Here is a 24,615-nt window from a genome sequence, read left to right as displayed (position 1 = left end):
GCGCCTTAGGGTCTGGGGGTCGCATTGCGCGGACGCGCGATGCGCTCTAGGTACGTGCCCCGGTATTCCGCTTCAACCCGCCGGCCGAGAAATGAGCAAACTCCACGACAATCCGCGCACTGACCAGATGACGCCGGGGGACCCGGACGCGCTGCCTGCGCCGGAGATCATTACGGTCACGTCCAAGCGTGTGAAGTGTGATGGCGGCGGCGGCGCGCTCGGCCACCCGGTCGTGTTCTACGACATGGGCGAAGAGCATTTCGTCGAATGCCTCTATTGCGACCGTCGCTTCGTGTTGGCGGACGGCGCCGACGGTCACTGAGTGCCGGCGAAGCGCGCGACCCAATAGATCACCAGCGCGCCGATAACGGTCCATCTGATCGCGTCCCAGACGCCGAATTTCTTGCCGGCTTTGAGGTCGTTTTCCGTCACCACCAATTCATTATTGCTCAGATTGGCGACGACCTTGCGATAGGCTTCGGCTTCCTTCGCGGGTAGCGTCAGCGCTTTGATGTCGAGCGTTTGCTCCACCACCAGAAGCTTGCCGCCGTCCTTCACTTTCATTTCGTCCGAATGCGCCAGCGTCGAGCCGCGCTGATCACGCATCCAGCCGCCTTCGTGGGGCTTCGTGGTGCGCACTTCGACACGGCGCGAGCGTTTGCCCGGTTGGCCGAGGTAGATCGGATGCTTGCGCTCGCCCGGGTCCAGGGGCAGCAGAGAGCCGGCGATGGCGAGGTCGCGCGTGGCGAAGCTGTGCGCGGCGGGACCGGCGGGGGTCCAAGCGTCGTGGATGTCATAGACCTCGCGCACGGTAAAGACGTTGTTGGCGACATCGTCTTCGAGAATTTCTTGGCTCACCACCTGCGCCTTGGGCCAGGTGCGTTGCACGTCCTCGGCGTAGGATTTGAACACGCTGACCGCGCCTTCGCGGGCGAATTGTTCGCGGATCGCTTCGGCGCGCGCGTCGCGATAGGTGTTCTTCCATTCGTAGCGCACCGGCTCGTCGAACGCGCGCAATTGTACGCTCTCGTGCGATTCCACCAGGTGCGGCAGATTTGGATCGGGCATGCGCTCGAGCGCGGTCACACCCGGTCGCATCGGCAGCGCCCAGCCGAAATAGCATTGTGTCAGCTTGTCGAGCGGGCTCGCCTGCACTTGGCGCGTTGGATCGAGCCAATACACTTTCTTGCCAATGGCGAGGCGCACAATGCAATGGTCGAACATTTGCGCGCTCGGCAGGCGTTCATCGAGCGCATAGCCGTCATAGGTGTTCACCAGCGCGGGGCAGGCGTCCAAGCCGAGGCGCACGGCCATTTGCGTGAACAATTTGGACTTGTCTTTGCAATCGCCGTAGCGCGCCGCGCAGACTTCAGCGAGCGGGCGCGGCGTGTAGCCGCCCTCGCCAATCGAAATCGCCAAATAGCGCACCGCGCCTTGCGCAAAGCGCAACACCGCCGCCGCGCGTCCCTCCGGGGTCGTCTCCGCTGCTTCAATCCGCGCGATTTCTTGCTCAACCTCGTCGGGGAGCGGGCCTTCGTGGTCGTAGAGGGGCGTAAAGGCCGCCGCGACTTCCGCCCAATCGCGCCATTCGGACAGTTGCAGCGCGGCGGTTTGGATGACCCACGGCGGCGTCAGCGGCTCGCCGCGCACGCCCGCGCGCTCAACCATGCGCCAACGGCGATCGACGATGCCGTCCGTCTCAGTCTGCTCGCCGACGGGGGCGTTGTTGAAGCTGCGCTCGGCGATCGCGCGGTGTTGGGGCGCGCGTTGGCGCAAGCGGACCTCGACAATGCCTACGCCCCATTCGAGACCGATGAAGGCGCCATGCTTGCCAAGCAACGATTTGCGCTGGCCGATGAGCGTATAGGACGTCTCCACGACGTCGCCTTGGCGCACGTCCGGGATGGTGAAGTGCACAGTGAGGCGCCCGTCGAATTGCAGGCGCTCCATATTGCGCTCCCGGCGCAGCACTTCGAAGAAGGCGGTCGGCGCGTGCTCGATGCGCTGGCCGTTGCGGATGACGGCGATGGAATGCACGTCCACGCGCTCAAACGCCGGATCGAAATTGACGCCGAACTGCGCCACGCGTTCGGCTCCCGCTGGCGCCGTCACCAATTCGGCGCGGCGATAAAACCAGCCACGGTCTTCGCCGACGAGATCAATCTGGGAATCGTCGAGCAGGACGCAGACGCCCTGCGCGATGAAATGGGGATTGGCCGTTTGCGGGATTGTGTACGGTGCGAGATCCACCCAGTCCGCAGGCGGCGCAACGCGCGCACCTGGGGTAATCTCCCGATAGCCCAACGTTTGCTGATCCATTCCCCACCTCGCCAACCGGCTTAGCCCGACCTCCGAACGGGGACAACGTGCGCGGGCGCCGGAACATGAAGAAAATGTAGGTGTCCGAAAATGACGGGCGCGGCCTCCGGGCGGCGCCTATTTGAAAGGCCAGGAGATTAGCTCGATGACGCAAGCCAAAGCCGCCGCCTTCCATGCCCTGCACCAGGATTTTCTGATCCTGCCGAATGCCTGGGACGCCTCATCCGCGCGCTTGACCCAAGAGCTTGGCGCCAGGGCCATCGCCACTTCGAGCGCGGCCGTGGCGTGGGCGCATGGATATCCAGATGGCAATCATTTCCCGGTCGCCAAACTGGTCGTGCTGATCGAGGAGATCGCGCGCAGCGTGAGCGTGCCGATCACGACCGACGCCGAAGCGGGTTATGCGGACGATCCGCGGCAGGTCGCGGAGAATGTCGTGGCGCTGATCAATGCCGGCGCCGTCGGCATCAATCTCGAAGATGGCAAGCAACCGCATGAACTCCACCTGCGCAAGATCGAAGCGGTCCGTGAAGCGGCGACGCGCGCGGGCATTGACCTCTACATCAACGCGCGCACCGACGTGTATCTGCAACAGCTCGCGCCGCCCGAGCAGGCGGTCGAAGAAACGCTGCGGCGCGCCGCTGCGATCAAGACCGCGGGCGCGAGCGGCCTCTTCGTCCCCGGAATCGTTGCGGAAGGCGAGATCGCCGTCATCGCTGAACGTTGTGGGCTGCCGCTCAACGTGATGGCGCGTCCGGGGCTGCCGGACGCCGCGAAACTGAAAGCGCTTGGCGTCAGGCGGCTCAGTGCGGCGACTTCGATTTTCGCGGCAGCCATGGAGGGCGCGCGCGCGGCGACGGTGGATTTCCTAGCGTCAGGTTCGTCTGAAACGCTCTGGCCGCGTCGCGGCGAACAACTCAATTACAACAAGCTGTTCGCGGTCTGAGGATCGCCTTGACGGCGGGCAGGCGGGCGCGCACCAAAGCCGCGCTCATGGCTGCCGCGCCCGTCACACTCTCTGGAAACATGCGCGGCGTGTTGTGGATGCTGGCGTCCGCGGCCTGCTTCACGGTGATGACCGCCTGCATCAAATATTTGGCGCAGCAGGGCTATGCCGAGTCGCAGATGGTGTTCTTCCGCTGCGCGGCGGGGCTCGTTTTGCTGCTGCCGATGATGTGGCGGGCAGGGCCGAAAGCCTGGGCGACGCCACGCCCTTGGGTCATGGCGCGCCGTTGCGTCGGCTCGGCAATTGGCATCCTGCTTGCCTTCTATTCCTTCGCCAACATGCCGCTGGCGACGGCGCAATCGCTCTCCTTTGCGCGCGCTTTGTTCGTGGTGTTGCTGGCGATCGTGCTGCTGCGCGAGAAAGTGGGCCTGCTGCGCCAGAGCGCGTTGGTGATCGGCTTCGTCGGCGTCTTGGTCATGACGCGGCCAACGGAGATGCAATTCAACTGGCCTGCCGCGGCGGCGCTCACCTCCGCATTGCTGATGGCGTACTCCATCGTCACGGTGAAGGATTTGGCGCGCGATCATTCCACGCTGTCGCTTGTGCTGTGGATGAACGCCGCGACGACAATTATTGGCCTGCCGCTGGCCCTGTTTGGCTGGACCAATCCAGGCTGGACGGATGCGGCGGTCTTCGCGGTGCTGGCGATATCGGGCGTGCTCGCACAAACGAGCTTCACACGCGGGCTCACCGTCGGCGACGCCTCGCTGATGGCGATGATGGACTATGCGCGCCTGCCGATGGCGGCGCTCGCCGGGCTCTTGATCTTCCACGAAGTGCTCGACCAGTGGACGCTGATCGGCGCTGCGATCGTCATTGGCTCGACGCTGTTCATCACCATTCGCGAGGCCATGCTCGCCAAGAAGCGAGCGCCGCCGCTGCCGGATTAGACGGCTAGTGCATCTTGAACCGGATCGGCACCGCCTTCGGTCCGCAGACGAAATTCGCCTCCGTGCGCTTCGGTTCGCCGTTCAATTCAACGTGGTCCAGGCGCGCCAGCAATTCCTCCCACAAGACCCGCATTTCCATGCGGGCAAGGTGCTGGCCGATGCAGATATGCGCGCCATACCCGAACGACACATGTTTGTTAGGCGTGCGCTCAGGGTTGAACGTGTAGGGATCGTCGAACACCGCCTCGTCGCGATTGCCAGACGGATAGCAGAGCATGAGCCAATCGCCCTTGGCGATCTTTTGGCCAGCCACTTCGGCGTCGGCGGTCGCGGTGCGCATGAAGTGCTTCACCGGCGTTTCCCAGCGGATCGATTCCTCGACCATGGAAGGAATGAGCGAGGGGTTCTCCTTGACCTTCTTGAATTGTGCTGGGTTTTCAGCCAGCGCCCACATCGCGCCTGCCGTGGTGTTCGAGGTGGTGTCGTGGCCCGCCGTGGCCGCGATGATGTAATACGACATCGCTTCCAAATGCCCCAAAGGTTGGCCTTCAATGGCCCCGTTGGCGATGACGCTGGCCAAGTCGTTGCGCGGGTTGCGGCGTCGGTCTTCGGTCATTTCGTTGAAATAGGTCATGAAGTCGACCACCGTCGCCTGCAGGTTGGCGAGGGCGACGTCAACGTCATCGATGCGCTGGCCGCTGCGGTTCACGTCGGGATCGGCGCTGCCGAACAGCTCCTGAGTCAACTTCAGCATCCGCGGTTCATCACATTCCGGCACGCCCAGAACTTCCATGATGACGTGCAACGGATAGAGGAAGGCGACATCGCGCGCGAAATCGCATGCGTCGCCTTTCGCGGCCATGCGATCGATGAAGCCTCTGGCGATCTCGCGGATGCGCGCTTCGAGGTTGCGCAAATTCTGCGGCAGGAACCATGCCTGCGTCAGACGCCGATAATTGAAGTGGTCGGGATTATCCATCTGCACCAATGAGCGTACCAGGTGCGGCGACCCGCCCATCATGGCGCGCACTTTCTTGTCGGCCTCGATCGTGGTGACGACGGCGGAGCGATCGCCATTGTGGAAGAGATCGTTTTGCCGCTCGATGTTCAGGATGTCGGCGTGCCGCGTCACCACCCAAAACGGATCGAAACCTTCAGGCTGAGCCACGGCCAACGGCGCCTCGAGGCGCAGCCATTTGAAGGCCTCGTCGATGCGTTTGCCGTCCGCATACGCCTTCGGATCCACGACCGCGAATGCGATGTCCGCCGGAATCTGCATGCCTTCCTCCCGATGTTTGCTTGACCCGTATCATGCACTTGCTTGTTGTTCAACAAGTTTGTAAATGGGTTCATGGTCAGAGTCGAAGCCGCCACCCGCAAATCCCAGGCGGAACGCCGTGACGAGGCCGAACGCCGCCTCGTTGAAGCAACGATGGCGCTCATCGCGGAGGAGGGCGTATCGGCCGCCACGTTCGAAGCGATTGGCCAGCGCGCGGGCTATTCGCGCGGCCTCGCCACGCAGCATTTCGGCTCCAAGCAGGGGTTGATCGACGCCGTCGTCAATTATCTGCATGAGCGGCAGCGCGAAGATCTCGAAGCCGCGCACGTGGCGGAGATGGACGGTCTCAGCGCATTGCAGACTTACGTCACGGGTTTCTGCGCCTTCTTGAAGGATTCCGAACAAAAGAAATCCTATTTCATGCTGCTCTCGGACGCGGTGGCGGATGCGCGCGACACGCGTGCGCTGTTTGCGCAATCGCATGAGCGTGTGAAGACGCTCTTGGCTGACTTGATCCGTCGCGGTCAGCGCGAAGGCGTGATCCGCGCGGACGTGGACGCCGAGAGCGGCGCGCTGATGGTGGGCAGCTTGTTGCTGGGTCTCACCATGCAATCGCTGATCGATCCCGCGCTGACGATCGCACCGGTGGAAGATGCGATCCACACGCACATCGCGCGCAGCTTTGCTTTGGAAACGAGATAGTCCGATGGCCGATGCTTACAAAACCTGGCAGTGCCGCACCTGCGGCTTCATCTACGAAGAAGAGCACGGCGCCCCTGACGAAGGGCTCGCCCCAGGCACGCGATGGGCGGACATCCCGAACGACTGGGTTTGCCCCATGTGCGGCACGCCCAAAGCTGACTTCGACATGATCGAGCTCTAGCGCGCCGCCGCGGCCAGACTTGCGAGCTTGTCGGGATTGCGCACGAGATAGAGTGCGGCGATGCGGCCATTTTCCACGGCGATCATCTGCACTTGGTCCAACGCGCCGTCGAGATAGAGCATCAGCGCTGGCGCGCCGTTGACCGTTAAGACTTGCGCGCCGGTTTCTGCGTTGGCGGCGTTCAGCTTCCGCACGATGCTGGTAATGAAGCGCGCGATATTGTCCGCGCCACGCACGGGATTGAGCGCCGCGAGTTTGCGCCCGCCGCCGTCGCTCAGCAGCACGACATCCTCGGCGAGCACCGCCTTCAACGCAGCAAGGTCACCGCTCACGGCTGCTTGCGTGAAGGCGGCAAGCAGTCGCTCATGCTCTTGCAGCGGGGCCGGAGTGGGCCGTTGTTCGCGTACCGCCTTGCGCGCCCGCGCCGCCAATTGCCGGCACGCCGCTTCGCTACGATCCAATGTCATGGCAACGTCGCTGAAGGGAGCGTCGAACACGTCGTGCAGCAGAAACGCCGCACGCTCCAAGGGCGACAGGCGATCCAGCGCGAGCAGCAGCGCGAACGACAGATCGTCGGCCAGTTCGGTGTGTCGTTCCGGGGAGAGCGCGTCCGCGTCGAGCACTGGCTCCGGCAGCCACGGCCCGACGTAGACTTCGCGCCGCGCCTGCGCGCTCTTGAGCTTGTCCAGGCAAAGCCTGGTTACGACGCGCACGAGATAGGCCTCCGCGTTCGACACGCGCGCACGATCGGCGGCGGACCAACGCAGGAACGCGTCTTGCACTGCGTCTTCCGCGTCGGCGCGGCTGCCAAGCATGCGATAGGCAAGGCCGGTCAGGCGCCCGCGCAGCTTTTCGAAGGCCTCGAGATCGCTCACGCCGCCCGTTTCACCACATCCACGGGCGCGCCGCCAACCTCTACGCGCCGGCATTCCTTGCCGAAGCCGAGCCCTGCCTTGATCATCGGAAACATTCGCCCGATCTGCAGGCCAAGCGTGAGATCAATGATGGCCTTATCGCCCCAGGCCCCGCGGACCGCGTCGCGCACATCGTCTTCGTTGGCGCCGCGGGCTGTGATTGCGTCGGCGAAGCGGAAGCCGAGCACCGTGTCTTCGTGCATCGCTTCGGTGTCGCGCCGCAGCACCGCCGCGATCTGATCGCCGGGCATGCCGGCCTCGGTCGCCATGTTGACCACCAATTGCGCGCACGGGCCGCAGTCCTCGACCAGCGCGCCGACCAGCTTCGCGGCGAAATAGGCGTTCACAGGTGCGGCCTCGCGATGGCGTGCCGGGTCTATCAATTTGGCGAATTTGAAGAAGGCGCTCGGCGACACGTCCAGCAGCCATTCCATGTAGCTGACGTCATAATTGTAATGCGCGCTCATCTTCCGCAAGCGATGGCGCGCGATGGCTCTAAGCATGGCTTTCTCCTTTGCTGGGGAAGGCGACGTAGAGCGAAAGCGCTGCCGGTAGGATCACGGCGGCGATGTCGAAGCCCCAGGTGCGGGCCGTGCAGATGCCAAGCATCGCGCCGATCAGCATGCCGACATGAATGGCCGCATGGAGCGCGAGAAAGCCCGCGCCGGCCACAGCCGCAGGCCAATAGCGCGGGCGCCAAGCGCGCGCGACAAGGCCGAGGCCGGCGGCGAAGAACGCCGCGCCGATGTCTTGGACGAAGTGCGGATTGTACGGCCCAGTGAAGGCTACGCCCGGCACGCTGTCATACCAGCGCCGCCCATCCGCCCACATCAACAGCGCATTGATCACGCTGATCGCGCCCAACACGCCCGCCGCAGCACGCTTCCACATCTCTATGTCCTCCGCAGCCAAGACGAGGCAGCGGGGTGGAGTGTGACATGGAGTGCGGGTTTATTCCCCGCCCGTATCCGGCACGCCGACGATGTGGAAGCCGGCGTCGACGTGGACGACTTCGCCGGTGGTTGAGCGGCCGAGATCGGAGAGCAGCCAGAGCGCACAGCCGGCGATGCCTTCCATGCTGGTGTCTTCCTTCATCACCGACCATTCGCGGCCGGTGCTGATGAGGCCGCGGCCGCCTTGGATGCCGGCGATGGCGAGCGTGCGCATGGCGCCGGCGCTGATTGCGTTGACGCGCTTGCCTTCGGGGCCGAGGTCGCGCGCCATGTAACGCGTGCAGGCTTCAAGCGCGGCCTTGGCCACGCCCATCACGTTATAGCTCGGCAACACGCGCTCGGCGCCGAGATAGGTGAGCGTGATCATCGAGCCGCCGCGCTCCATCAGTTTCGCCGCGCGCTTGCCGGCGGCGACGAACGAGAACGCTGAGATGTCCATGGAGCGCAGGAAATTCTCGCGCGTGGTGTTCTCGATGAAGGAGCCTTTGAGTTCGTTCTTGTCCGAGAAGGCGATCGAGTGAACCAGGAAGTCGAGCTTGCCCCAGCTCGTTTTCAAGCGATCGAACACATTGTCGAGGTGCGCATCATTGGTCGCGTCGCACTCGAGCAGGATTTGCGAGCCGATGCTTTCCGCCAACGGACGCACGCGCTTTTCCAGCGCTTCGCCCTGATACGTGAACGCGAGCTCCGCGCCTTGGGCGGCGAGCTGCTGGGCGATGCCCCAGGCGATGGATTTGTCGTTGGCGACGCCCATGACCAGGCCGCGCTTGCCGGCCATCAATTCGCCCTTCGGAAACACCCACTCGTCGGCCATCGGTCCGCACTCCTGAAATCGATGGCGCGCACCTGCCGGCGCCGGGGCGCCTGGGTCAACCCCAGAGCAGTCTGCGAGCCGCCTCTTGACGCGAGGCGGTTTCGATATATCTTTTCGTCAGATATATCGAAATACTTACGGAGCAGACATGTATCATCGACATCTGAAGCGCCAGCGCTGCATGCGCGGCCCCCGTCATGGGGAAGGTTTTGGCCATGAGCACGAGCGCGGCCATTGGGGCAGGCGGGGTCACCGCCATGGCGGCGGCTTGCGCCGCATGTTCGACCACGGCGACCTCAAATTCGTGGTCCTGGCGCTTATCGCCGAGCAGCCGCGCCACGGCTACGAGATCATCAAGGAGATCGAGCACCGCGTCGGCGGCGCTTATGCGCCGAGCCCCGGCGTCATCTACCCGCTGCTGACCATGCTGGAAGAGATGGGGCTAGCCCAACTCAGCGCCAGTGAAGGCGCGAAGAAGCTCTACGCGATTACCGAGCAAGGCCAGGCCGAACTCGCGGCCAACAAAGCCAATGTGGACGCGCTGTTCGCGCGCATCGCTTCGGCACGCGAGACGTTCTCGAGCGGTCGTTCGCCGCAAATCGTGCGGGCGATGGAGAATCTGAAGCTCGCGCTGCGCTTGCGCATGGAGCGCGGACCCCTCACGGAAGCGCAATTGCAGGACGTCGCCGCCGCCATCGACGCCGCCGCGCAAGCGATCGAGCGGAGTTAAGCGCATGAGCGCCATCCAAACCGATATCCCGACCGATGAAGCCAGCCGGTATCTGCAGCAGCTCTGCAAGCACTGGAGCCACAAGTTCGCGGTGACCTTCACGCTCACGGAGGGGCGGGTGCCGTTTTCCGAGAATGCGGTGTGCACGATGTCTGCGACAGCAGACGCGCTGAAGCTGCGCGTCGAGGCGGCGAACGATGCGGACGCGGCGCGTATGGCCGAGGTGGTGATTAATCATCTGCAGCGCTTCGCCTTCCGTGCGCCACTCGTCGTGCCGGACTGGCGCGCGGCCTGATTTTCGGGAAGAAGGGAACCTGAGCGCGACGTCCGCGTTTGCCGGATCCTGTTCCTGGAGAGCGTGAATGGCGCGGATACGTGAGACCGATGTAAGCGGCGAACGTTTCGATCGCGCTCATGAGATTCAGATCGAGTTACCGAAACGCCAAGGTTTGGGCGCCGGCGCTTGGTTGGCCATCGTGATCGTCGCCGCGGCGCTTGCCGCTTATGCCTACGCGCGAGGGGCGGTGGGGTAGGGCGGTTGGCGATAGGCGCGCCGATGTTTGGGAACTATTAAGCGTCCGCCTTTGCCGGACCTTAAGCCGGGTCAGCTAAAATTCATGGGTTGGAGTTCTGCCCATGACCAATCACGCGCTGCTTACGCTTTGCGAGCATATCGCCGCCGACCGCTTCATCAGCGCGGAGGAGGCGTTTCAGCTGCGCCAAGCGATCTTCCCTGACGGAGTCGTTTCGCGCGAGGAGGCCGAGGTGCTCATCTCGCTTGAGGGCCGCGTCGCCAATAGCGATGAGGCTTGGTCGCAGGCGTTTGTCGAAGCCGTGGTCGACTACGTTCTGCAGGCGGGTGAATATCCAGGGCATGTCGATGAGAACACGGCATCCTGGCTGATGGCGCGCTTCGGCGATGATGGGGCGCGAGACACCGAAATCGAGGTTCTGCTGAAGACGCTTGAGCGCGCTGAAAGCGCGCCGGCGTCATTGGCCGCCTTTGCGCGCAAGCGTGTCGCCAGCTGGCTCGCCGGCAGGCCGATTTGCGCGCAAGAAACGGAATTCATCCGCCGTGCGCTTTATGTCGCCGCCGGCGCGGGCGCGGTTTCAGTGACCGAGGACGAGGCGCGCTGGCTCTTCGCGATCGACGCCGAGAGCGACGGGCGCGCCAATGACTCCGCTTGGACCGATCTTTTCGTCAAAGGCGTGCTCAATCATCTGATGGGCCGTCGGACGCCGGCCGCGCTTGAGCAGGGTGACATGCTCCGCCGTGAAAAGTGGTTTGCGGCGCAAGCCGAAGGCCCTCACGGCGATTCCGTGCTCACGATGTTTGAGGGCGGCCTGAAAGGCTTCTGGAGCCGCGTGACCACGCCGGACGATGTCACGCGCATGGAAGCGCGTTACGAGGCCATCGTCGCCGAGATGCGCGAAGATGAGCGCCTCACGCTCGCCGAAATCGCCTGGGCCGTGGGCATGACGCGCGAAGACGGGAAGCGCACCGCCAACGAATCCGCGCTGCTCGCCAAGCTGCGCGAGATCGAAGCCGAGGCGACGTCGGCTTAGGCCGCCACGCGCGTGAACGCGAGCGAGGCGTTGGTGCCGCCGAAGCCGAATGAATTGCTGAGCACGCAATTGAGCTCGCGGTCCTCGCGCTTGCGCAGGATCGGCATATCCTCGAACGCCGGATCGAGTTCTTCAATGTGCGCGCTCTCGCAGGCGAAATTGTTGTTGAGCATCAGGATCGAATAGATCGCTTCCTGCACGCCAGCCGCGCCCAGCGAGTGGCCGGTCAGCGACTTGGTGCTGGAGATCAGCGGCGCCTTGGCGCCGAACACGGCGCGCACTGCTTCCATCTCCTTCAAATCGCCCACCGGCGTCGAGGTGCCGTGCGGGTTGAGGTAGTCGACGGGGCGATCGACATATTTGAGCGCCATCTTCATGCAGCGGGCAGCGCCTTCGCCGGAAGGCGCGACCATGTCGAAGCCGTCGCTATTGGCGCCGTAGCCGGCAAGTTCGGCGTAGATTTTCGCGCCGCGCTTCTTGGCGCGCTGATACTCCTCCAACACCAGCACGCCGGCGCCGCCAGCGATGACGAAGCCGTCGCGATTCTTATCGTAGGCGCGCGAGGCCTTCTCCGGCGTATCGTTATACTTGGTGCTCATCGCGCCCATGGCGTCGAACAGGACCGAGAGCGTCCAATCCAGCTCTTCAGAGCCGCCCGCGAACATAATGTCCTGGCGCCCGTCGCGGATCATCTCGTAGGAATTGCCGATGCAATGGGCGCTGGTCGCACAGGCCGAGCTGATCGAATAGTTCACGCCGCGGATTTCGAACGGCGTCGCCAGCGTCGCGCTCGCCGTCGAGCTCATCGCCTTCGGGACAGCGAAGGGGCCGACCCGCCGCGCGCCTTTTTCGCGCGCGGTGTCCGCCGCTTGCACGATCGCGTGCGCGGAGGGGCCGCCAGAGCCCATGATGATGCCCGTGCGCTCATGCGAGACTTCATTGTGCTGCAGGCCGGCGTCAGCGATCGCCTGTTCCATCGCCACGAAATTCCAACCCGAACCTTCGCCCATAAAACGCATGTTGCGCTTATCGACGACGTCTTCCGGCTTTAGTTGCGGTTCGCCGTGTACTTGGCAACGCATGCCTTTGTCGGCGTACTCAGGCGCTGCACGTATGCCGCTCTTCGCTTCGCGAAGGCTCGCCAGCACTTCTTGCGTATTGTTGCCGATCGAGGAAACGATCCCCATTCCGGTGACGACGACGCGACGCATGAGCTGCTCCGTTACTTCATCTGCGCTTCGAGCTGTTCCGGCGAGAACAACCCAACTTTGAGATCCTTGGCCGTATAGATGGTGACGCCGTCGGCCTTCGTGATCCCATCGGCCACGATCATATGCAGCTTACGCTGGATGACGCGCTTGGGATGGATTTCGTAGGTGACGAGCTTGGTCTTCGGCGTGATCTGGCCGCGGAATTCGAGTTCACCGACGCCGAGGGCGCGGCCGCGACCGGGCGAGCCGGCCCAAGCCATGAAGAATCCGGTGAGCTGCCACATGGCGTCGAGGCCGAGGCAGCCCGGCATCACCGGGTCGCCGCGGAAATGGCATTCGAAGAACCAGCGATCCGGAGTGATGTCGAACTCGGCGATCATCACACCCTTGCCGTGATCGCCGCCCTCAGCCGCGGCCTTGGTGATGCGGTCGAACATTAGCATCGGTGGCAGTGGCAATTGCGCGTTGCCGGGGCCGTGCAGGCGTCCTTCGCCGGAGGCGATCAGGTCGTCATAGCTGAATGAGGAGGGCCGGCTGGCCTCGGTCGCCATTTGTGTATCTCTGCGGTGAAAGGGAAAAATCCCGCACGGCTTACAAGCCGAGGCCCGCAGGGGCAAGGCGACGCGCTCTTCAGTTTTGCTGCAAGTGCGAAGGCTAGCCCAGCGGGGCTGCGCAATCCGTGCCCCAGACGACGTTGGCTGGGACCCAGCCAATGCGGCCGCCAACGGTCACGCGCCGCCATTCGCCGTCGCAGCCGGTAAAGCCGACGACAACGCCGGGCGCCAGATAGGCCAAGACCGGCGCGCTTTCGCGCGCGTTTCGCCGCAGGGCCACCGCCTCTTGGACGTACGCTGTCCGGCGTTGATCCAGATTTTGGGCGTGGATCCAGACCTGGTCGCCGTCCGGGTCGACGACACGGCGCCAAGGGCCGCTTTCGCCGGTCACCTGCAGCGGCAGACCGACACGCTCATAGACCCAGTCCACTTGGTGCTCGAGGCCTGGGCCGCGGCGACCGTTGGCGCCTTCGGTCTTCAAGCTAACGAAGCGCGGCACGGGCAGGTTCGAGTCCGGTCCGACCGAAGGTGTGTCGCTCGCCGACGCGGCGTTCAAGGAAAATAGAGCGGCGACCGCCACAAGCGCGGCCATGATCCCATGACGCATGACACCCACCATTTGAGGCTCTTGCCCGCCGTTGCCCGGAGGGAAGGCGTCAGATGATGCAGAAGCGGCGTGAAAGCCGCTTTAACGCGCTGGGTAATCTTGGAGTGGCGCGCGGCGTGGTTTATGGAGGCTCAATGCCCGGCAAGAAGCTCAAAGTCGTCGTCACCCGTCGCCTCCCCGATCCCGTGGAGACGCGCCTGCGCGAATTATTCGATGCCGAGCTGAACGTAGAGGACAAGCCTTTCACCGCTGAGGATCTCGCGGCCGCGGTGCAGCGCGCCGACGTGCTGGTGCCGACCGTGACCGACCGCGTGGACGGTCGCGTTCTCTCGCGCGCTGGCGATCAGCTGCGCCTGATCGCCCAGTTCGGCGCCGGCGTGGACAATATTGACGTCGCCACCGCCGTGCAGCGCGGCATCACCGTGACGAACACGCCAGGGGTTCTGACCGAAGACACCGCCGATATGACGATGGCGCTGATCCTGGCCGTGCCGCGCCGCATGGTCGAAGGCGTGAAGGTCATCGAACGCGACGAGTTTCATGGCTGGTCGCCAACCTGGATGATGGGCCGCCGCATTTGGGGCAAGCGTCTGGGCATTATCGGCATGGGTCGCATCGGCCAGGCTGTCGCCCGCCGCGCCAAGGCGTTCGGCCTGCAAATTCATTATCACAACCGGCGCAAAGTCGCGGCGCACATCGAGCAGGAGCTTGAGGCGACCTATTGGGATAGCCTCGACCAAATGCTGTCGCGTATGGACATCGTGTCGGTGAATTGCCCGCACACGCCGGCGACGTACCACTTGCTTTCGTCGCGCCGTCTCGCGCTGCTGAAGCCGCACGCCTACATCGTCAACACCGCGCGCGGCGAAGTGATCGACGAAGGCGCGCTCGCGCGCATGTTGGAGAAGGGCGAACTCGCCGGCGCCGGCCTCGATGTGTTCGAGCACGAACCGGCGATCAATCCTAAGCTCAAGAAGCTGCAAAACGTCGTGCTCCTGCCGCACATGGGCTCGGGCACGATCGAAGGCCGCATCGACATGGGCGAGAAGGTGATTATCAATATCAAGACCTTCGCCGACGGCCACAAACCGCCGGATCGCGTCATTCCAGCGATGCTCTGAGCCTGTCGCCACGCTGAGGCGTCGTGCGCGATCCCTGTGCTCAGGTGTAAGCAATAATACGCTGAATTTCGCGCGTCCCGCGCGATTCTGATTAACGCGTCCCGATGCGGGCGGTAAGAAACTCCACCGGTAGAGGCGGGGCTGCCCGGTTAGAAAACCAGGGGACTTCACATGTTGTCAAAATTGAAGCGTACGGCGGCGCTCGCCGCTCTGCTTGTGTCCGCGGCCATCGCGGGCAAGGCGCACGCCACCGAAGGGTGGTATGGACGCGGGGACGTGGGCTATTCGGTCGACGGCGCCGTTGAACTCGATGATGGCGATCTCGACTTTGAGGACAATTGGTCGGGCCATCTTGGCTTTGGCTACGGCTTCCAAAATGGCTTCCGCACCGAAGCCGAGCTTGGCTATCGCTCCAATGATTTCGAGGATTTCGACGGCGACGCGACGGCGTTGTCGCTGATGGCCAATCTCTTCTACGACTTCAATCGCGACGGCAGCTGGCAACCCTACCTCGGCGTCGGTGTCGGCGGCGCGCAAGTGTCGGTCGATGGCGTCGCTGGTCCGTTGTCGTTTGACGACGACGACACTGTGTTCGCCTACCAAGGTTTGGCGGGCATCGCATTTCCGGTCTCGGATCGACTGCAGCTCGATGTCGGTTATCGTTATTTCGTGGCGCCGGATGTGGGCGTGAGCGGTGAGGCGGATATCGGCGACGATCCAGTTCCGTTCAGCGTTGACGGCGATTACGTGCACCAAGCGGTGACCGTTGGTCTGCGTTGGCAATTCGGCGCCGCCGCCGCGCCGCCGCCGCCCCCGCCTCCGCCGCCGCCACCCCCGCCGCCGCCGCCGCCGCCCGTGGCGTGCCCGGCCTCGGAATTCGTGGTCTATTTCGAATGGGATCGCTCGAACCTGAACCAAGCGGCGCTTGAGACGATCGATGCGGCCGTCGCGCGCGCGCGTCAGTGCAACGTCGCGGGCGTTGTCGTTGTCGGGCACACCGATACGTCTGGTTCGAACGCTTACAACCAAGGTCTGTCGGAACGTCGCGCTTCGGTCGTGCGTGATGCGCTTGTCGCACGCGGCATCGGCGCGGGCGCCATTACTAGCCAAGCGCGCGGCGAAACCGATCTCGCGCGCGCAACGCGTGATGGCGTGCGTGAACCGCTCAACCGCCGCACGGCGGTGACGATCAGCTTCCGCTAATCGTCAGAGCGCCAAGCAATGCGGGCCCGGCTTGTGAAAGCCGGGCCCGTTTTATTGCGCGCGATGTGGCGGGCTTAGAAGCTCGCCAACAAAGTGAAGCGCACATTGCGGCCGGGGAGGGCCAATTCGTCCTTCAGGAAAGAGGAATGCACACGGCCTTCTTCATCCGTGAGGTTGCGACCGTCGATGCGCAGAGACCACGGACTTGCCTCGCCGCCCGGCCGGAAGGTGAGGCCGGCATTGAGGAAGGTGTAGCCGTCAGTTGGCGTTTCAAACGCGGCGAGGCGGCTTTGCTTGTCGGTGTCGACAACCTCGATACGCCCCGTCCAATGCGGATTTTCCGCTTCCAGGCCAAGTGTCAGCGTGGACGGGGGAATGCGGGGCGGGTGGCCGCCGCCGTCAAACTTCGCGCGCACCAGGTCGTACGCCGCGTCCGCGGTGATGGCGAAACCGCCAAGTTCGAACAGCTGCGCCGCCGCGGAGATTTCGCCGCCGGTGAACGTCGCATCCTGTTGGGTGAAATTGAACACCGGGAAGATTTCCGCATCGACGGGAATGCCCGGATCAGACTCGTCCGGGGCGAAGCCGCTGGTTTCGGTGTCCTCGTCCAGCCACCAGACATCGCCGCGTTCGACCAGCGCGATGTAGTCTTCGAATGCAATGCGATAGAGGTTCACCTCAAAGCGCAATGGGCCGCTGTTAAAACGGGCGGACGCTTCGATCGAGGTCGCGGTCTCCTGACCGAGATCGCCGTCGCCGATTTCGTAGCTTTTGGTGGCGAGGTGCGGGCCGTCGGCGAAGAGCTCGATCGCGGTGGGCGCGCGTTCAGTCCGTGCGAGCGTCGCGCCGACGAACCAATTTGGCGCCGGGCGCACGAACACGCCGGCGGAGGCGCTGATATTGTCGAAGCTGCGCGCGCCGGCGCTGACATTATCGATCTCGCGTTGCTCGTAGCGCACGCCGCCTTCAACGCCCCAGCCGCCTAGGTCGTAGCGCTCGACCGCGAACAGGCCGATATCGCGCGTGTTGGTGGCGCTGATGAAAGCTTCCTCGCCCGTGGCGCCGAAATCGACGTCGCTGAATTGCAGACCGATGGCGCCGTCCAGACGGTCGCCGCTATGGTGTGCTTCGAAGCGGCCTTCCCAGCCTTCGCTGGTGAAAACCGTGCCAGCTGCGCCGTCGCCTTCAAACTCGGTATGCTCGTAATCGGAATGCTGCACGCCGTAATCGAGACGGTCGAACGGCCCAACATTGATACGGAAATCGCCGCGCGACTCGATCCGGGTTTGCTCCATTTCGATGCGACCGCCTGGTTCGTCTTCGTCGTGCGGCAGCAGACCGTATTGGTCTTCGGTGCGCTTCACCGCGAGCCCGGCGAAGCCCCAATCGCGCACGAGCGCGGCGCCCGCGCCATAGGCGCGAACGCTGGTCCATTGATTCAGCGCCGTGCCGACGGGCGTATCGTAAGGCTCGGTCTCGCGCGCGGAGGCGCTGAGATTGAAGGCCACATCGCCCGCGCCAAAGCCCAAGCGCGCCGCGCCTTGCGTGCCTTCATCGACACTTGAATATGCGGCGAGGCCGTCGAAATTCACGCCCTCGATGGAGCGCGTGGGGATGCTTTGATCGAGCACATTGACGACGCCGCCAATGGCGTTGCCGCCATAGGCCAGCGCCGCTGAGCCGCGCAGCACTTCGATGCGCTCGGCGTCGAGGCCGTCGGAGGTGACAGCGTGGTCGGGCGAGGCGGTGGAGGCGTCGATTGCGCCAATGCCGTTTTGCAGCACGCGCACGCGGTCGTCGCCGAGGCCACGAATGATTGGGCGGCTGGCGCCGGCCCCGAAGAAGGTGCTGGCGATGCCGGGCGTGGAATCCAATGTGTCCCCCAGGCCGCCATGAAGATTTTCAACGATCGCGTCGCGGGTGAGAACTTCAGCACCCTGCAGGCTCTCGATGCGCGAGCCTTCGAGCGGCGCCGTCACCACGATTTCCGGCTCGCCGCTGGCGTCGTCCTGCGCCAACGCCACGCCCGGCAGCAGCGCTCCAAGCGCCAGAGCCGCGGCAGCAAAGGGCTTCTCCCTCATCGTCATACCGTACTTCCCCGTTACAATGTAACATGAGTTATGGTATAACATCTGCGCAGGTCAAGCGCCTGCGCTCAGATTGCGACGAAAAGGGCTGAAAAGCCGCCCAGCGCCGCCCCGCTTGTCCTCAATTCGGCGTCGCCGACCGAAAACCGGGCGACGCCCTCTGCCGCAGGCCGGCGGACGGGTTCGGGGCCAAGATTGAAGAGGCAGAGCATTCGCTCGTCGCCCAGGCGGCGCTCGAACGCCAACACCGGCTCCGGCGCATCGAGCGCAATGAACTCGCCTTCACGCAGCGCCGCGCAGGATTTTCGGAAAGCGATCGCGTCGCGGGTGAATTCAAGCATTGAGCCCCCGATGCCGTCCTGTACGTCGACGGCGAGCGCGCGGTGGCGCGGATCGAGCGGCAACCAGGCGTCCGGGGCTTGGGTGAAGCCGGCCATGTTCGCATCGCGCGCCCACGGCATCGGCGTGCGTGCGCCGTCGCGGCCAATGCCGGAGGGCCAGAACGCGATCGCTTCGGGATCGCGCAAACGTTCGAACGGGACATCGGCATGCGGCAAGCCGAGCTCGTCGCCTTGATAGAGGAACGCCGTGCCGCGCAGCGCCAACAGCAACGCCATCATCAATTTGGTGCGTTGCGGATCGTCGTCGGCGAGGCGCGTTGGGAAGCGCGTGACGTCATGATTGGAGAGCGACCAGGAGGGCCAGCCGCGCGCGCCTTCCCATTGCGCCATCGCGTCCTTGATGACAGCGGGCGCCATCGCGCGCGTGCGCAGCAGGAAGAAGGAATAGGCGGTGTGCAGCCGATCGTCGCCATCGGTGTACTCGCGCTGCACTTTGAGGGGCTCTTCGTCCTCGATTTCACCGACGGCCATGGCGCCATATTCATCGAGCACGCCGCGCAGGCGTGCGATAAATTCAAGCGTCTCGGGTTGGGTGCGGTCGTAGAGATGGCGCTGGAATTGGTGCGGGCGCGGCGGGGCGCGCCTCAGGCTTGTGATCGGCGGATTGTCGCGCAGCTGCGCGTCATGCGTGAAGAAGTTCACCACATCGAGCCGGAAGCCATCGACACCGCGCTCGAGCCAGAAGCGCGCCACATCGAGCAATGCATCCTGCACGGCCGGGTTACGCACGTTGAGATCCGGCTGCTCGACCAGGAAATTGTGCAGGTAATATTGCCGCCGGCGTGAATCCCAAGTCCAGGCGCCGCCGCCGAACATGGCTTGCCAATTGTTGGGCGGCGAACCGTCGGGCTTCGCATCGGCCCAGACGTACCAATCGGCTTTCGGATTGTCGCGGCTTTGCCGGCTCTCTGCGAACCAAGCGTGCTGATCGGAGGAATGCGACCAGACCTGATCGATGATGACTTTGAGGCCGAGTTCATGCGCGCGCTTGATCAGCGCGTCCGCGTCCGCAAGCGAACCGAACAGCGGATCGACGCCGCAATAGTCGCTGACGTCATAGCCATAATCCTTCATTGGCGAAGTGAAGAAGGGCGAAAGCCAAATCGCGTCGCACCCGAGTGCTGCGACATGATCGAGTTTTTCGATCGCGCCGCGCAGATCGCCGACGCCGTCGCCATCGGAATCGCGGAACGAGCGCGGATAGATTTGATAGATAACGGCGCCGCGCAGCCAATCGGTTGTCATGCGCCGATGCTGACCGCGCGCGTGCGGGCGTGCAAGCTTAAAGCGTCCACGCGCCCGGACCGGCGGTGGCGCTGGCGCTTGAGGTGAAACGGGTCACGAGGGGTGTCGGCGCGCGCGCCGAGCGCACATCCGGGAACGCCAACCATTCCGACTCGCACGTTGTGCGCGTGAATTTCAGAACGCCGTAACCGCGATGGGTGAGGTCGCAGAACGCCATGTGCGGATTGCTTGAGCGCATCATGCTTTCACGCTGGCCTGGCGCTGCGTTGGTGAGCGAGCGCTCGAAACCCGGCGAAGCGACACTGCCGCCGGCGAATTCGAGTGCTGCAAGGCGTGAGCCGCTGGCGGCCATGAGGTTGTTGACCCAGCAATTGTGGCTGTCGCCGCCGAGGATGACGGCGTTGGCGGCGTTGGCGGCGCATGCCTCGAGGAAGCGTGCACGCGCGGCGGGATAGCCTTGCCAGGCGTCGAGATTCCAAGGCAGGCCGAGCGCGCTCATTTGCTCGCCGGCGGCGAACCAGGCGCGTGAGCCGGGCGAGACGTCCGCCGGCAGCAAGTTTGTCATGCCCGCCGGCGCGAATTGGTCGCCGACGACGACCTGTTGCGAGATGATCTGCCAAGCTTGGCCGCGCTGTTTGGACTCCGCCAACGTACGCGCGAACCATTGCTCCTGCGTTGCGCCCATCACGCTGCGGTTTGGGTCGTCCAGGATGGTGCGCCGAAACTCGGCCGCAAGCGCTGCCGCGTCGGCGCCGCCTTGCGCCAGCTGGGGGCCGAGCGTGGTGCGATAATCGAGTTGGCGGTCGCGGCCGATATAGCGCGTGTCGAGCATGACAATGCGCGCCAGATCGCCCCAGTCGAAGCTGCGATAGAGGCGCACGCTGTTGTCCGGTCGGCGGATCGGCATCCAATCGAAATACGCCTTCGACGCGGCGGCGACCCGGTCGATGTAGCGTCCTTCCGTCGGCTCTTGATGCGCTTGCGCGCCCCCCATCCAGGCGTCGTTGGCGATCTCGTGGTCGTCCCACACCACGCTCATCGGCTTGACGCGCCGCAGTTCGAGCAGATCGCCGTCGGTGTGATAGGTCGCGTAACGCTGATAATAATCCGAGAGCGACACCGTCTCGGTGACGGGATCGATGATGCGGCCCGGCACGGCTTCGGCCGCGCTCGGATAAGAGCCGCGCTGAATCTCATAAATGTAATCGCCGGTGTGCAGCACGAGGTCGATGTCCTCGCGCGCCGCGGCGTGGCCGTAGGCGTGGAAATAGCCGAACGGGAAATTGGCGCATGAGAACAACGCCACGGTCAGACTGTCGCCGCCGCTCGCGGGCGCCGTCCTGGTTTTTCCGGTGAACGAGGGGCCGGCGCCTGAAAGGAAGCGGTAGAAATAGGCGCGGCCCGGCTGCAGTCCGCGCACATCCGCTTTCACGCAATAATCCGATGCGAAGCTCGCGCGCGCGACGCCGCGCTGCGCGACGCGCGTAAAGGCTTCGTCTTCGGCGACTTCCCAAGCGATGCGGCCGTCGCCGCCGACGAAGCGCGTCCAAAGAATGAAGCCGTCCGGCAGCGGATCGCCGGAAGCGACACCGTGGGTGAATACGCCATGCGCCAATGATTGCGCCCAAGCGGCGCGTGGTGCGGCGATGGCTGTGAGCGAAGCGGCGGCAAGCAATGAACGACGGTCGAGCAGCATGGCCGCCTCCTAAAGCGTGAGTGCGACAGGCGCACGACAATCCAGTTGCGGCGATTTCATCAGCGCGGCTGCGCCGTCAATTCCGGCAGCGCTGGCAATGCGGCGCCCTCCAGCGCCGAATGCAGGAAATCGCGCACCGCCGAGGCGGACTCGTCGGCGCGTTCCTCTTGGGGGATGTGTCCGGTTTGCTCGAACACGATCAGCTGCGAGCCGGCGATGGCGTCGTGAAACTGCTGGCCGTGTTCGGTCGGCACGAGGCGATCGGTGTCGCCGTGCAGGACCAGCACCGGCATATGCAGCGCGGCGAGGCGCTCGGCGGTCGCGTATTGGCGCGCGCGGAAGCCAAGCGTGATCTGCAGCAGGATATCGCGGTGACCCGGCGCGCGCGCCATATGCACGTAACGATTGACCATCGCATCATCGACGAAGGCGGGATCGTAGAACGAGGCCTGCAGTCCGCCGCGTGCAAGCTGGGTGTTGTCGAGATCACGCAGCAGCGGACCAAGCACCGGATTGCGCAGCAATTTGAAGATGGGCGGATCCTGGTCCAGGCCGGCGCGGTTTTCAGGCCAGCCGGAGGCGCCAACCAGGATCAGCGCGTCGACCTGATCGGGATGCGCGAGCGCATATTCCCACGCGACATTGCCGCCCATGGAGGAGCCGGCGAGCGCGAAGCGGGTGAGATCTTGCGCCCGTGTGAACTGATACACTTCATCGCGGAACGCCTCGATGCTGGCTTGGTAACCAGCGGGTGCGCGCGTCAGGCCGTGGCCGGGCAAATCAATCGTGATGATGCGATATTCGTCGCCGAGGCGCTGCACCCACGGTTCCCAAGTGTGCAGTGAGGCGGAGAAGCCGTGGATGAGCAGTAGCGGCGGACCGTTGGCCTGGCCTTCGTCGCGATAATGCATGCGCACGCCGCTGGGCAGATCGACGTAGCGCGAGGCCGCGCTCTCATAGCGTGCGGCCAGTGTCTCGTAAGGGATGTCATCCCGCTTCAGCGCGAAATAGCCGCCAACCGCGATCAAAGCGACCAGACCGATAATCGCCAGCAGTCCGCCAAACAGCCATTTCATGCGCTGCCCTCCCGAGCCGCTAAAGTGCGGTTTGGCGCGCGAAGGTCAAGCGCGCCAGCCGACGCGCCGCGCCCAGGCCTCGAATTCGACCCGCCGTTGCGCCAGATCGGCCGGCGCAGGCTCGCCCTCGGCGGCGGCGCGCGCGCGCATTTCGGCGATCGTGTCGGCCATCGGCGGCAGGCCGACGCTGGCGCGCCGTTCATCCAGGGTCGCGAGGTCTCGGGTCGGCGCAGGCGCGAGTTGACCGTTGGCGTCCCAATCGAATTGCGTGCCGAAGGTTTGTTCGCGGCCTTCGAAGGTGGCGATGCGGTCGGAAAGATAGGCTGCGTCCATGGCGTTGGCCTGGCCTTGGGGGATCGCGTCGAGCATCAGCGCTAGGCCGCGGCGCTGCAATTCGGGGCGCGCAATCGCGTGTTGCAGGATGATGAAGGCCGCGGCCGCGCCATCGTCGCCAAGTCGATGGCGACCCGGCCAGCCCATGACGTCGAACACTTGCGCCAGCAGATCGGCATTGGCGTTGTGCACGGCTTCCATCTCGGGATGATAGCCATTGAAGAGTTCACCGTTCGCCGCCAACCGCGCGCGCGTTTGCATGTCGCGCTGCGCGGCTTTGATCAATCGCTCTTTCCAGACAATGTCATCCATGCCCGCAGACAACACAGGCGGGGTCGCGCGGCAACGCGACACGGCGCGCATTGGCCTCAAGGCCGTCGAACAGAAGGATGCGGCCGGGAAGGCCTTCGCCGGCTTCGGCGATCTCCTTGATCGCTTCGAGCGCCATGATCGAGCCGATTACGCCGGTGAGCGCGCCGACCACGCCGACTTGCGCGCAGGTTTCGGCATTAGGCGGCGTCTCTGGGACGAAGCAGCGATAGCAGGGCAGGCGCTGATGTTCCGGCAAATGCTTGGTCGGGCCGGATTTGAATGTCGCCACTTGCCCATCCCAGCGGCCAACGGCGCCAGAAATCAGCGTGACGCCAAGCGCGTGGCATGCCGCATTCACGGCAAAGCGGGTCGCGAAATCGTCGGTGCCGTCGAGGACGAGATCGACGCCGGCGAGCAGCTCTTGCGCATTGGCCTCGGTCAGCCGCTCGCGGCGCGCTTCGGTCTCGACATGCGGATTGAGTTTTTGCAGAGCCGCGGCCGCGCGCTCGACCTTCGCGGCGCCGGCATCATCGCTTTCGAACACGATCTGCCGCTGCAGATTCGAGAGCGAGACCACGTCGTCATCGATCAAGCGCAGATGGCCAACGCCAGCCGCCGCGAGGTACAACGCAGCCGGCGCGCCCAGTCCGCCGGCTCCGACAATGGCGACACGCGCGGCCTTCAAGCGCTGCTGTCCCGGCCCGCCGATCTCTTTCAAGAGGATGTGGCGCGCATAGCGCTCGCGTTCTTCAGAACTCAACATTGCGTGGAACTTACACGCGCGAAGTGTGGGCCGTCGAGCGGCGGGAACACGCCAGACGGGCGTGCGTTGCGTTTTCATGCGCTACATAGACGAGAGCCTCGCCCCTGGTGAAACCATACTCCAACGCGGCCAATGGCCCGGAATATTTTGGTTTGGCGCGTGGGCGGCTTTGATCCTGCTTGGGATCATTCTGGTCGGCATCTTTATCTTCGTGCGCGCCGCGGTGATCATGAAGACGACGGATTTCGCGGTCACCGATCGCCGTGTGATCCTGAAGCGGGGATGGCTCAATCGGCGCACCCAGGAATTGGCGGTGGAGAGCGTTGAAAGCGTGTCGCTGGACCAAAGCATTATGCAACGTGCTTTTGGCTATGGCCGCGTCGTGGTCACCGGCACGGGCGACGCAGTGATCGTGTTCCCGGCGATGCGCGACCCGGTTGCGTTCCGGCGCGCGATTGAAGCCGCACGCGCCCAGGCGAGCGAGGTGCGGCTGACGACCGACGATCGCGAAGCCATCGAACGCGTCGCAAATGATCGGAAGGCCGATGAAGAGCAAACAGAGGAAGAAATGCCGCGCAAACGGCGTCGCCGTAGTTTTATAGGGCTACGCGCGCGCTAGATTTTGCTGGCGGCGGCGGCGCGCTTTAAGCTC

At 64.2% G+C, this 24,615-nt stretch carries 27 protein-coding genes; 12 read left to right on the top strand and 15 right to left on the bottom strand.

What is annotated here, in order from left to right; genetic code table 11:
• Window positions 1-91: 91 nt before the first annotated feature.
• Window positions 92-322: a zinc-finger domain-containing protein gene (locus tag VF769_RS13270; protein ID WP_331008898.1), complete on the top strand. Its 231-nt coding sequence runs from the start codon at window positions 92-94 to the stop codon at window positions 320-322.
• Here VF769_RS13270 and VF769_RS13265 read toward each other — a convergent pair.
• Window positions 316-2,319 (bottom strand): DUF3857 domain-containing transglutaminase family protein, encoded by a 2,004-nt coding sequence (locus VF769_RS13265; protein ID WP_331008897.1) that lies wholly within the window; start codon window positions 2,317-2,319, stop codon window positions 316-318. The genes VF769_RS13270 and VF769_RS13265 overlap by 7 nt on opposite strands.
• Before the next feature lie 145 nt (window positions 2,320-2,464).
• Between VF769_RS13265 and VF769_RS13260 the strand changes: the two genes are divergently transcribed.
• Together VF769_RS13260 and VF769_RS13255 are read left to right on the top strand one after the other, a co-directional pair.
• On the top strand, window positions 2,465-3,265 hold the full coding sequence (locus VF769_RS13260) for an isocitrate lyase/phosphoenolpyruvate mutase family protein (RefSeq protein WP_331008896.1): 801 nt from the start codon (window positions 2,465-2,467) through the stop codon (window positions 3,263-3,265).
• Window positions 3,266-3,312: 47 nt separating this feature from the next.
• A complete protein-coding gene (locus VF769_RS13255; protein ID WP_331008895.1) occupies window positions 3,313-4,215 on the top strand; it encodes a DMT family transporter in 903 nt (300 codons plus the stop codon).
• Window positions 4,216-4,219: 4 nt separating this feature from the next.
• Here VF769_RS13255 and VF769_RS13250 read toward each other — a convergent pair whose 3' ends face one another.
• Window positions 4,220-5,494, bottom strand: a complete 1,275-nt coding sequence (locus VF769_RS13250) for a cytochrome P450 (RefSeq protein WP_331008894.1) — start codon at window positions 5,492-5,494, stop codon at window positions 4,220-4,222.
• A gap of 72 nt (window positions 5,495-5,566) precedes the next feature.
• Here VF769_RS13250 and VF769_RS13245 point away from each other — a divergent pair, with 72 nt between their 5' ends.
• Both VF769_RS13245 and VF769_RS13240 read left to right on the top strand, forming a co-directional pair.
• Window positions 5,567-6,196, top strand: a complete 630-nt coding sequence (locus tag VF769_RS13245; RefSeq protein ID WP_331008893.1) for a TetR/AcrR family transcriptional regulator — start codon at window positions 5,567-5,569, stop codon at window positions 6,194-6,196.
• Window positions 6,197-6,200: 4 nt separating this feature from the next.
• Entirely contained in the window at window positions 6,201-6,377 is a 177-nt protein-coding gene (locus VF769_RS13240; protein ID WP_331008892.1) for a rubredoxin, read from the top strand.
• On the opposite strand, the gene VF769_RS13235 is transcribed toward VF769_RS13240, so the two are convergent.
• The 4 genes from VF769_RS13235 to VF769_RS13220 are packed head-to-tail and all read right to left on the bottom strand — an operon-like array spanning window position 6,374 to window position 9,058.
• On the bottom strand, window positions 6,374-7,252 hold the full coding sequence (locus VF769_RS13235; protein ID WP_331008891.1) for a sigma-70 family RNA polymerase sigma factor: 879 nt from the start codon (window positions 7,250-7,252) through the stop codon (window positions 6,374-6,376). The two genes, VF769_RS13240 and VF769_RS13235, sit on opposite strands and share 4 nt — an antisense overlap.
• The gene (locus VF769_RS13230; protein WP_331008890.1) at window positions 7,249-7,794 is read right to left on the bottom strand and encodes a hypothetical protein; all 546 of its coding nucleotides are present in this window, start codon (window positions 7,792-7,794) and stop codon (window positions 7,249-7,251) included. The genes VF769_RS13235 and VF769_RS13230 overlap by 4 nt, the downstream gene beginning before the upstream one ends.
• Entirely contained in the window at window positions 7,787-8,182 is a 396-nt protein-coding gene (locus tag VF769_RS13225; RefSeq protein ID WP_331008889.1) for a hypothetical protein, read from the bottom strand. The genes VF769_RS13230 and VF769_RS13225 overlap by 8 nt, the downstream gene beginning before the upstream one ends.
• A 60-nt stretch (window positions 8,183-8,242) precedes the next feature.
• Window positions 8,243-9,058 (bottom strand): enoyl-ACP reductase, encoded by an 816-nt coding sequence (locus VF769_RS13220; protein ID WP_331008888.1) that lies wholly within the window; start codon window positions 9,056-9,058, stop codon window positions 8,243-8,245.
• 148 nt (window positions 9,059-9,206) lie between these two features.
• On the opposite strand from VF769_RS13220, the gene VF769_RS13215 reads away from it, so the two are divergent.
• The 4 genes from VF769_RS13215 (at window position 9,207) to VF769_RS13200 (ending at window position 11,354) form a co-directional block, all read left to right on the top strand.
• The gene (locus VF769_RS13215) at window positions 9,207-9,788 is read left to right on the top strand and encodes a PadR family transcriptional regulator (protein ID WP_331008887.1); all 582 of its coding nucleotides are present in this window, start codon (window positions 9,207-9,209) and stop codon (window positions 9,786-9,788) included.
• Window positions 9,789-9,792: 4 nt separating this feature from the next.
• On the top strand, window positions 9,793-10,083 hold the full coding sequence (locus VF769_RS13210; RefSeq protein ID WP_331008886.1) for a DUF2218 domain-containing protein: 291 nt from the start codon (window positions 9,793-9,795) through the stop codon (window positions 10,081-10,083).
• 67 nt (window positions 10,084-10,150) lie between these two features.
• The gene (locus tag VF769_RS13205) at window positions 10,151-10,321 is read left to right on the top strand and encodes a hypothetical protein (RefSeq protein ID WP_331008885.1); all 171 of its coding nucleotides are present in this window, start codon (window positions 10,151-10,153) and stop codon (window positions 10,319-10,321) included.
• A gap of 103 nt (window positions 10,322-10,424) precedes the next feature.
• Complete coding sequence (locus tag VF769_RS13200) at window positions 10,425-11,354, top strand: hypothetical protein (protein ID WP_331008884.1); 930 nt, start codon at window positions 10,425-10,427, stop codon at window positions 11,352-11,354.
• Here the strand turns inward: VF769_RS13200 and fabB are convergent.
• From fabB to VF769_RS13185, 3 genes are all read right to left on the bottom strand, one after another.
• A complete protein-coding gene (fabB, locus tag VF769_RS13195) occupies window positions 11,351-12,565 on the bottom strand; it encodes a beta-ketoacyl-ACP synthase I (RefSeq protein ID WP_331008883.1) in 1,215 nt (404 codons plus the stop codon). The two genes, VF769_RS13200 and fabB, sit on opposite strands and share 4 nt — an antisense overlap.
• Window positions 12,566-12,576: 11 nt before the next feature.
• Window positions 12,577-13,116, bottom strand: coding sequence for a bifunctional 3-hydroxydecanoyl-ACP dehydratase/trans-2-decenoyl-ACP isomerase (gene fabA / locus VF769_RS13190; protein WP_331008882.1), 540 nt, complete (start codon window positions 13,114-13,116; stop codon window positions 12,577-12,579).
• 103 nt (window positions 13,117-13,219) lie between these two features.
• A complete protein-coding gene (locus tag VF769_RS13185; protein WP_331008881.1) occupies window positions 13,220-13,726 on the bottom strand; it encodes an SH3 domain-containing protein in 507 nt (168 codons plus the stop codon).
• Window positions 13,727-13,860: 134 nt separating this feature from the next.
• On the opposite strand from VF769_RS13185, the gene VF769_RS13180 reads away from it, so the two are divergent.
• Both VF769_RS13180 and VF769_RS13175 read left to right on the top strand, forming a co-directional pair.
• Window positions 13,861-14,847, top strand: a complete 987-nt coding sequence (locus VF769_RS13180; protein ID WP_349258144.1) for a D-glycerate dehydrogenase — start codon at window positions 13,861-13,863, stop codon at window positions 14,845-14,847.
• 171 nt (window positions 14,848-15,018) lie between these two features.
• On the top strand, window positions 15,019-16,050 hold the full coding sequence (locus tag VF769_RS13175; RefSeq protein ID WP_331008879.1) for an OmpA family protein: 1,032 nt from the start codon (window positions 15,019-15,021) through the stop codon (window positions 16,048-16,050).
• A 74-nt stretch (window positions 16,051-16,124) separates the two neighbouring features.
• Here VF769_RS13175 and VF769_RS13170 read toward each other — a convergent pair whose 3' ends face one another.
• From VF769_RS13170 to VF769_RS13145, 6 genes are all read right to left on the bottom strand, one after another.
• The gene (locus tag VF769_RS13170) at window positions 16,125-18,137 is read right to left on the bottom strand and encodes a TonB-dependent receptor (RefSeq protein ID WP_331008878.1); all 2,013 of its coding nucleotides are present in this window, start codon (window positions 18,135-18,137) and stop codon (window positions 16,125-16,127) included.
• Between the two features lie 68 nt (window positions 18,138-18,205).
• On the bottom strand, window positions 18,206-19,783 hold the full coding sequence (locus tag VF769_RS13165) for an alpha-glucosidase (protein ID WP_331008877.1): 1,578 nt from the start codon (window positions 19,781-19,783) through the stop codon (window positions 18,206-18,208).
• Between the two features lie 37 nt (window positions 19,784-19,820).
• Complete coding sequence (locus tag VF769_RS13160) at window positions 19,821-21,479, bottom strand: alkaline phosphatase D family protein (RefSeq protein ID WP_331008876.1); 1,659 nt, start codon at window positions 21,477-21,479, stop codon at window positions 19,821-19,823.
• Between the two features lie 59 nt (window positions 21,480-21,538).
• A complete protein-coding gene (locus VF769_RS13155; RefSeq protein WP_331008875.1) occupies window positions 21,539-22,555 on the bottom strand; it encodes an alpha/beta hydrolase in 1,017 nt (338 codons plus the stop codon).
• 45 nt (window positions 22,556-22,600) lie between these two features.
• Window positions 22,601-23,200: a DUF6624 domain-containing protein gene (locus tag VF769_RS13150; RefSeq protein ID WP_331008874.1), complete on the bottom strand. Its 600-nt coding sequence runs from the start codon at window positions 23,198-23,200 to the stop codon at window positions 22,601-22,603.
• Window positions 23,193-23,963, bottom strand: a complete 771-nt coding sequence (locus tag VF769_RS13145; protein WP_331008873.1) for a molybdopterin-synthase adenylyltransferase MoeB — start codon at window positions 23,961-23,963, stop codon at window positions 23,193-23,195. Before VF769_RS13145 ends, VF769_RS13150 begins: the two co-directional genes overlap by 8 nt.
• 76 nt (window positions 23,964-24,039) lie before the next feature.
• On the opposite strand from VF769_RS13145, the gene VF769_RS13140 reads away from it, so the two are divergent.
• Complete coding sequence (locus VF769_RS13140) at window positions 24,040-24,582, top strand: PH domain-containing protein (protein ID WP_331008872.1); 543 nt, start codon at window positions 24,040-24,042, stop codon at window positions 24,580-24,582.
• The last annotated feature ends 33 nt before the right edge of the window (window positions 24,583-24,615 follow it).

Source organism: Vitreimonas sp. (assembly GCF_036392335.1).
In the GTDB taxonomy this organism is placed as follows: Bacteria; Pseudomonadota; Alphaproteobacteria; order Caulobacterales; family Aquidulcibacteraceae; genus Vitreimonas.
This window is presented reverse-complemented; position numbering and strand designations above follow the sequence as displayed.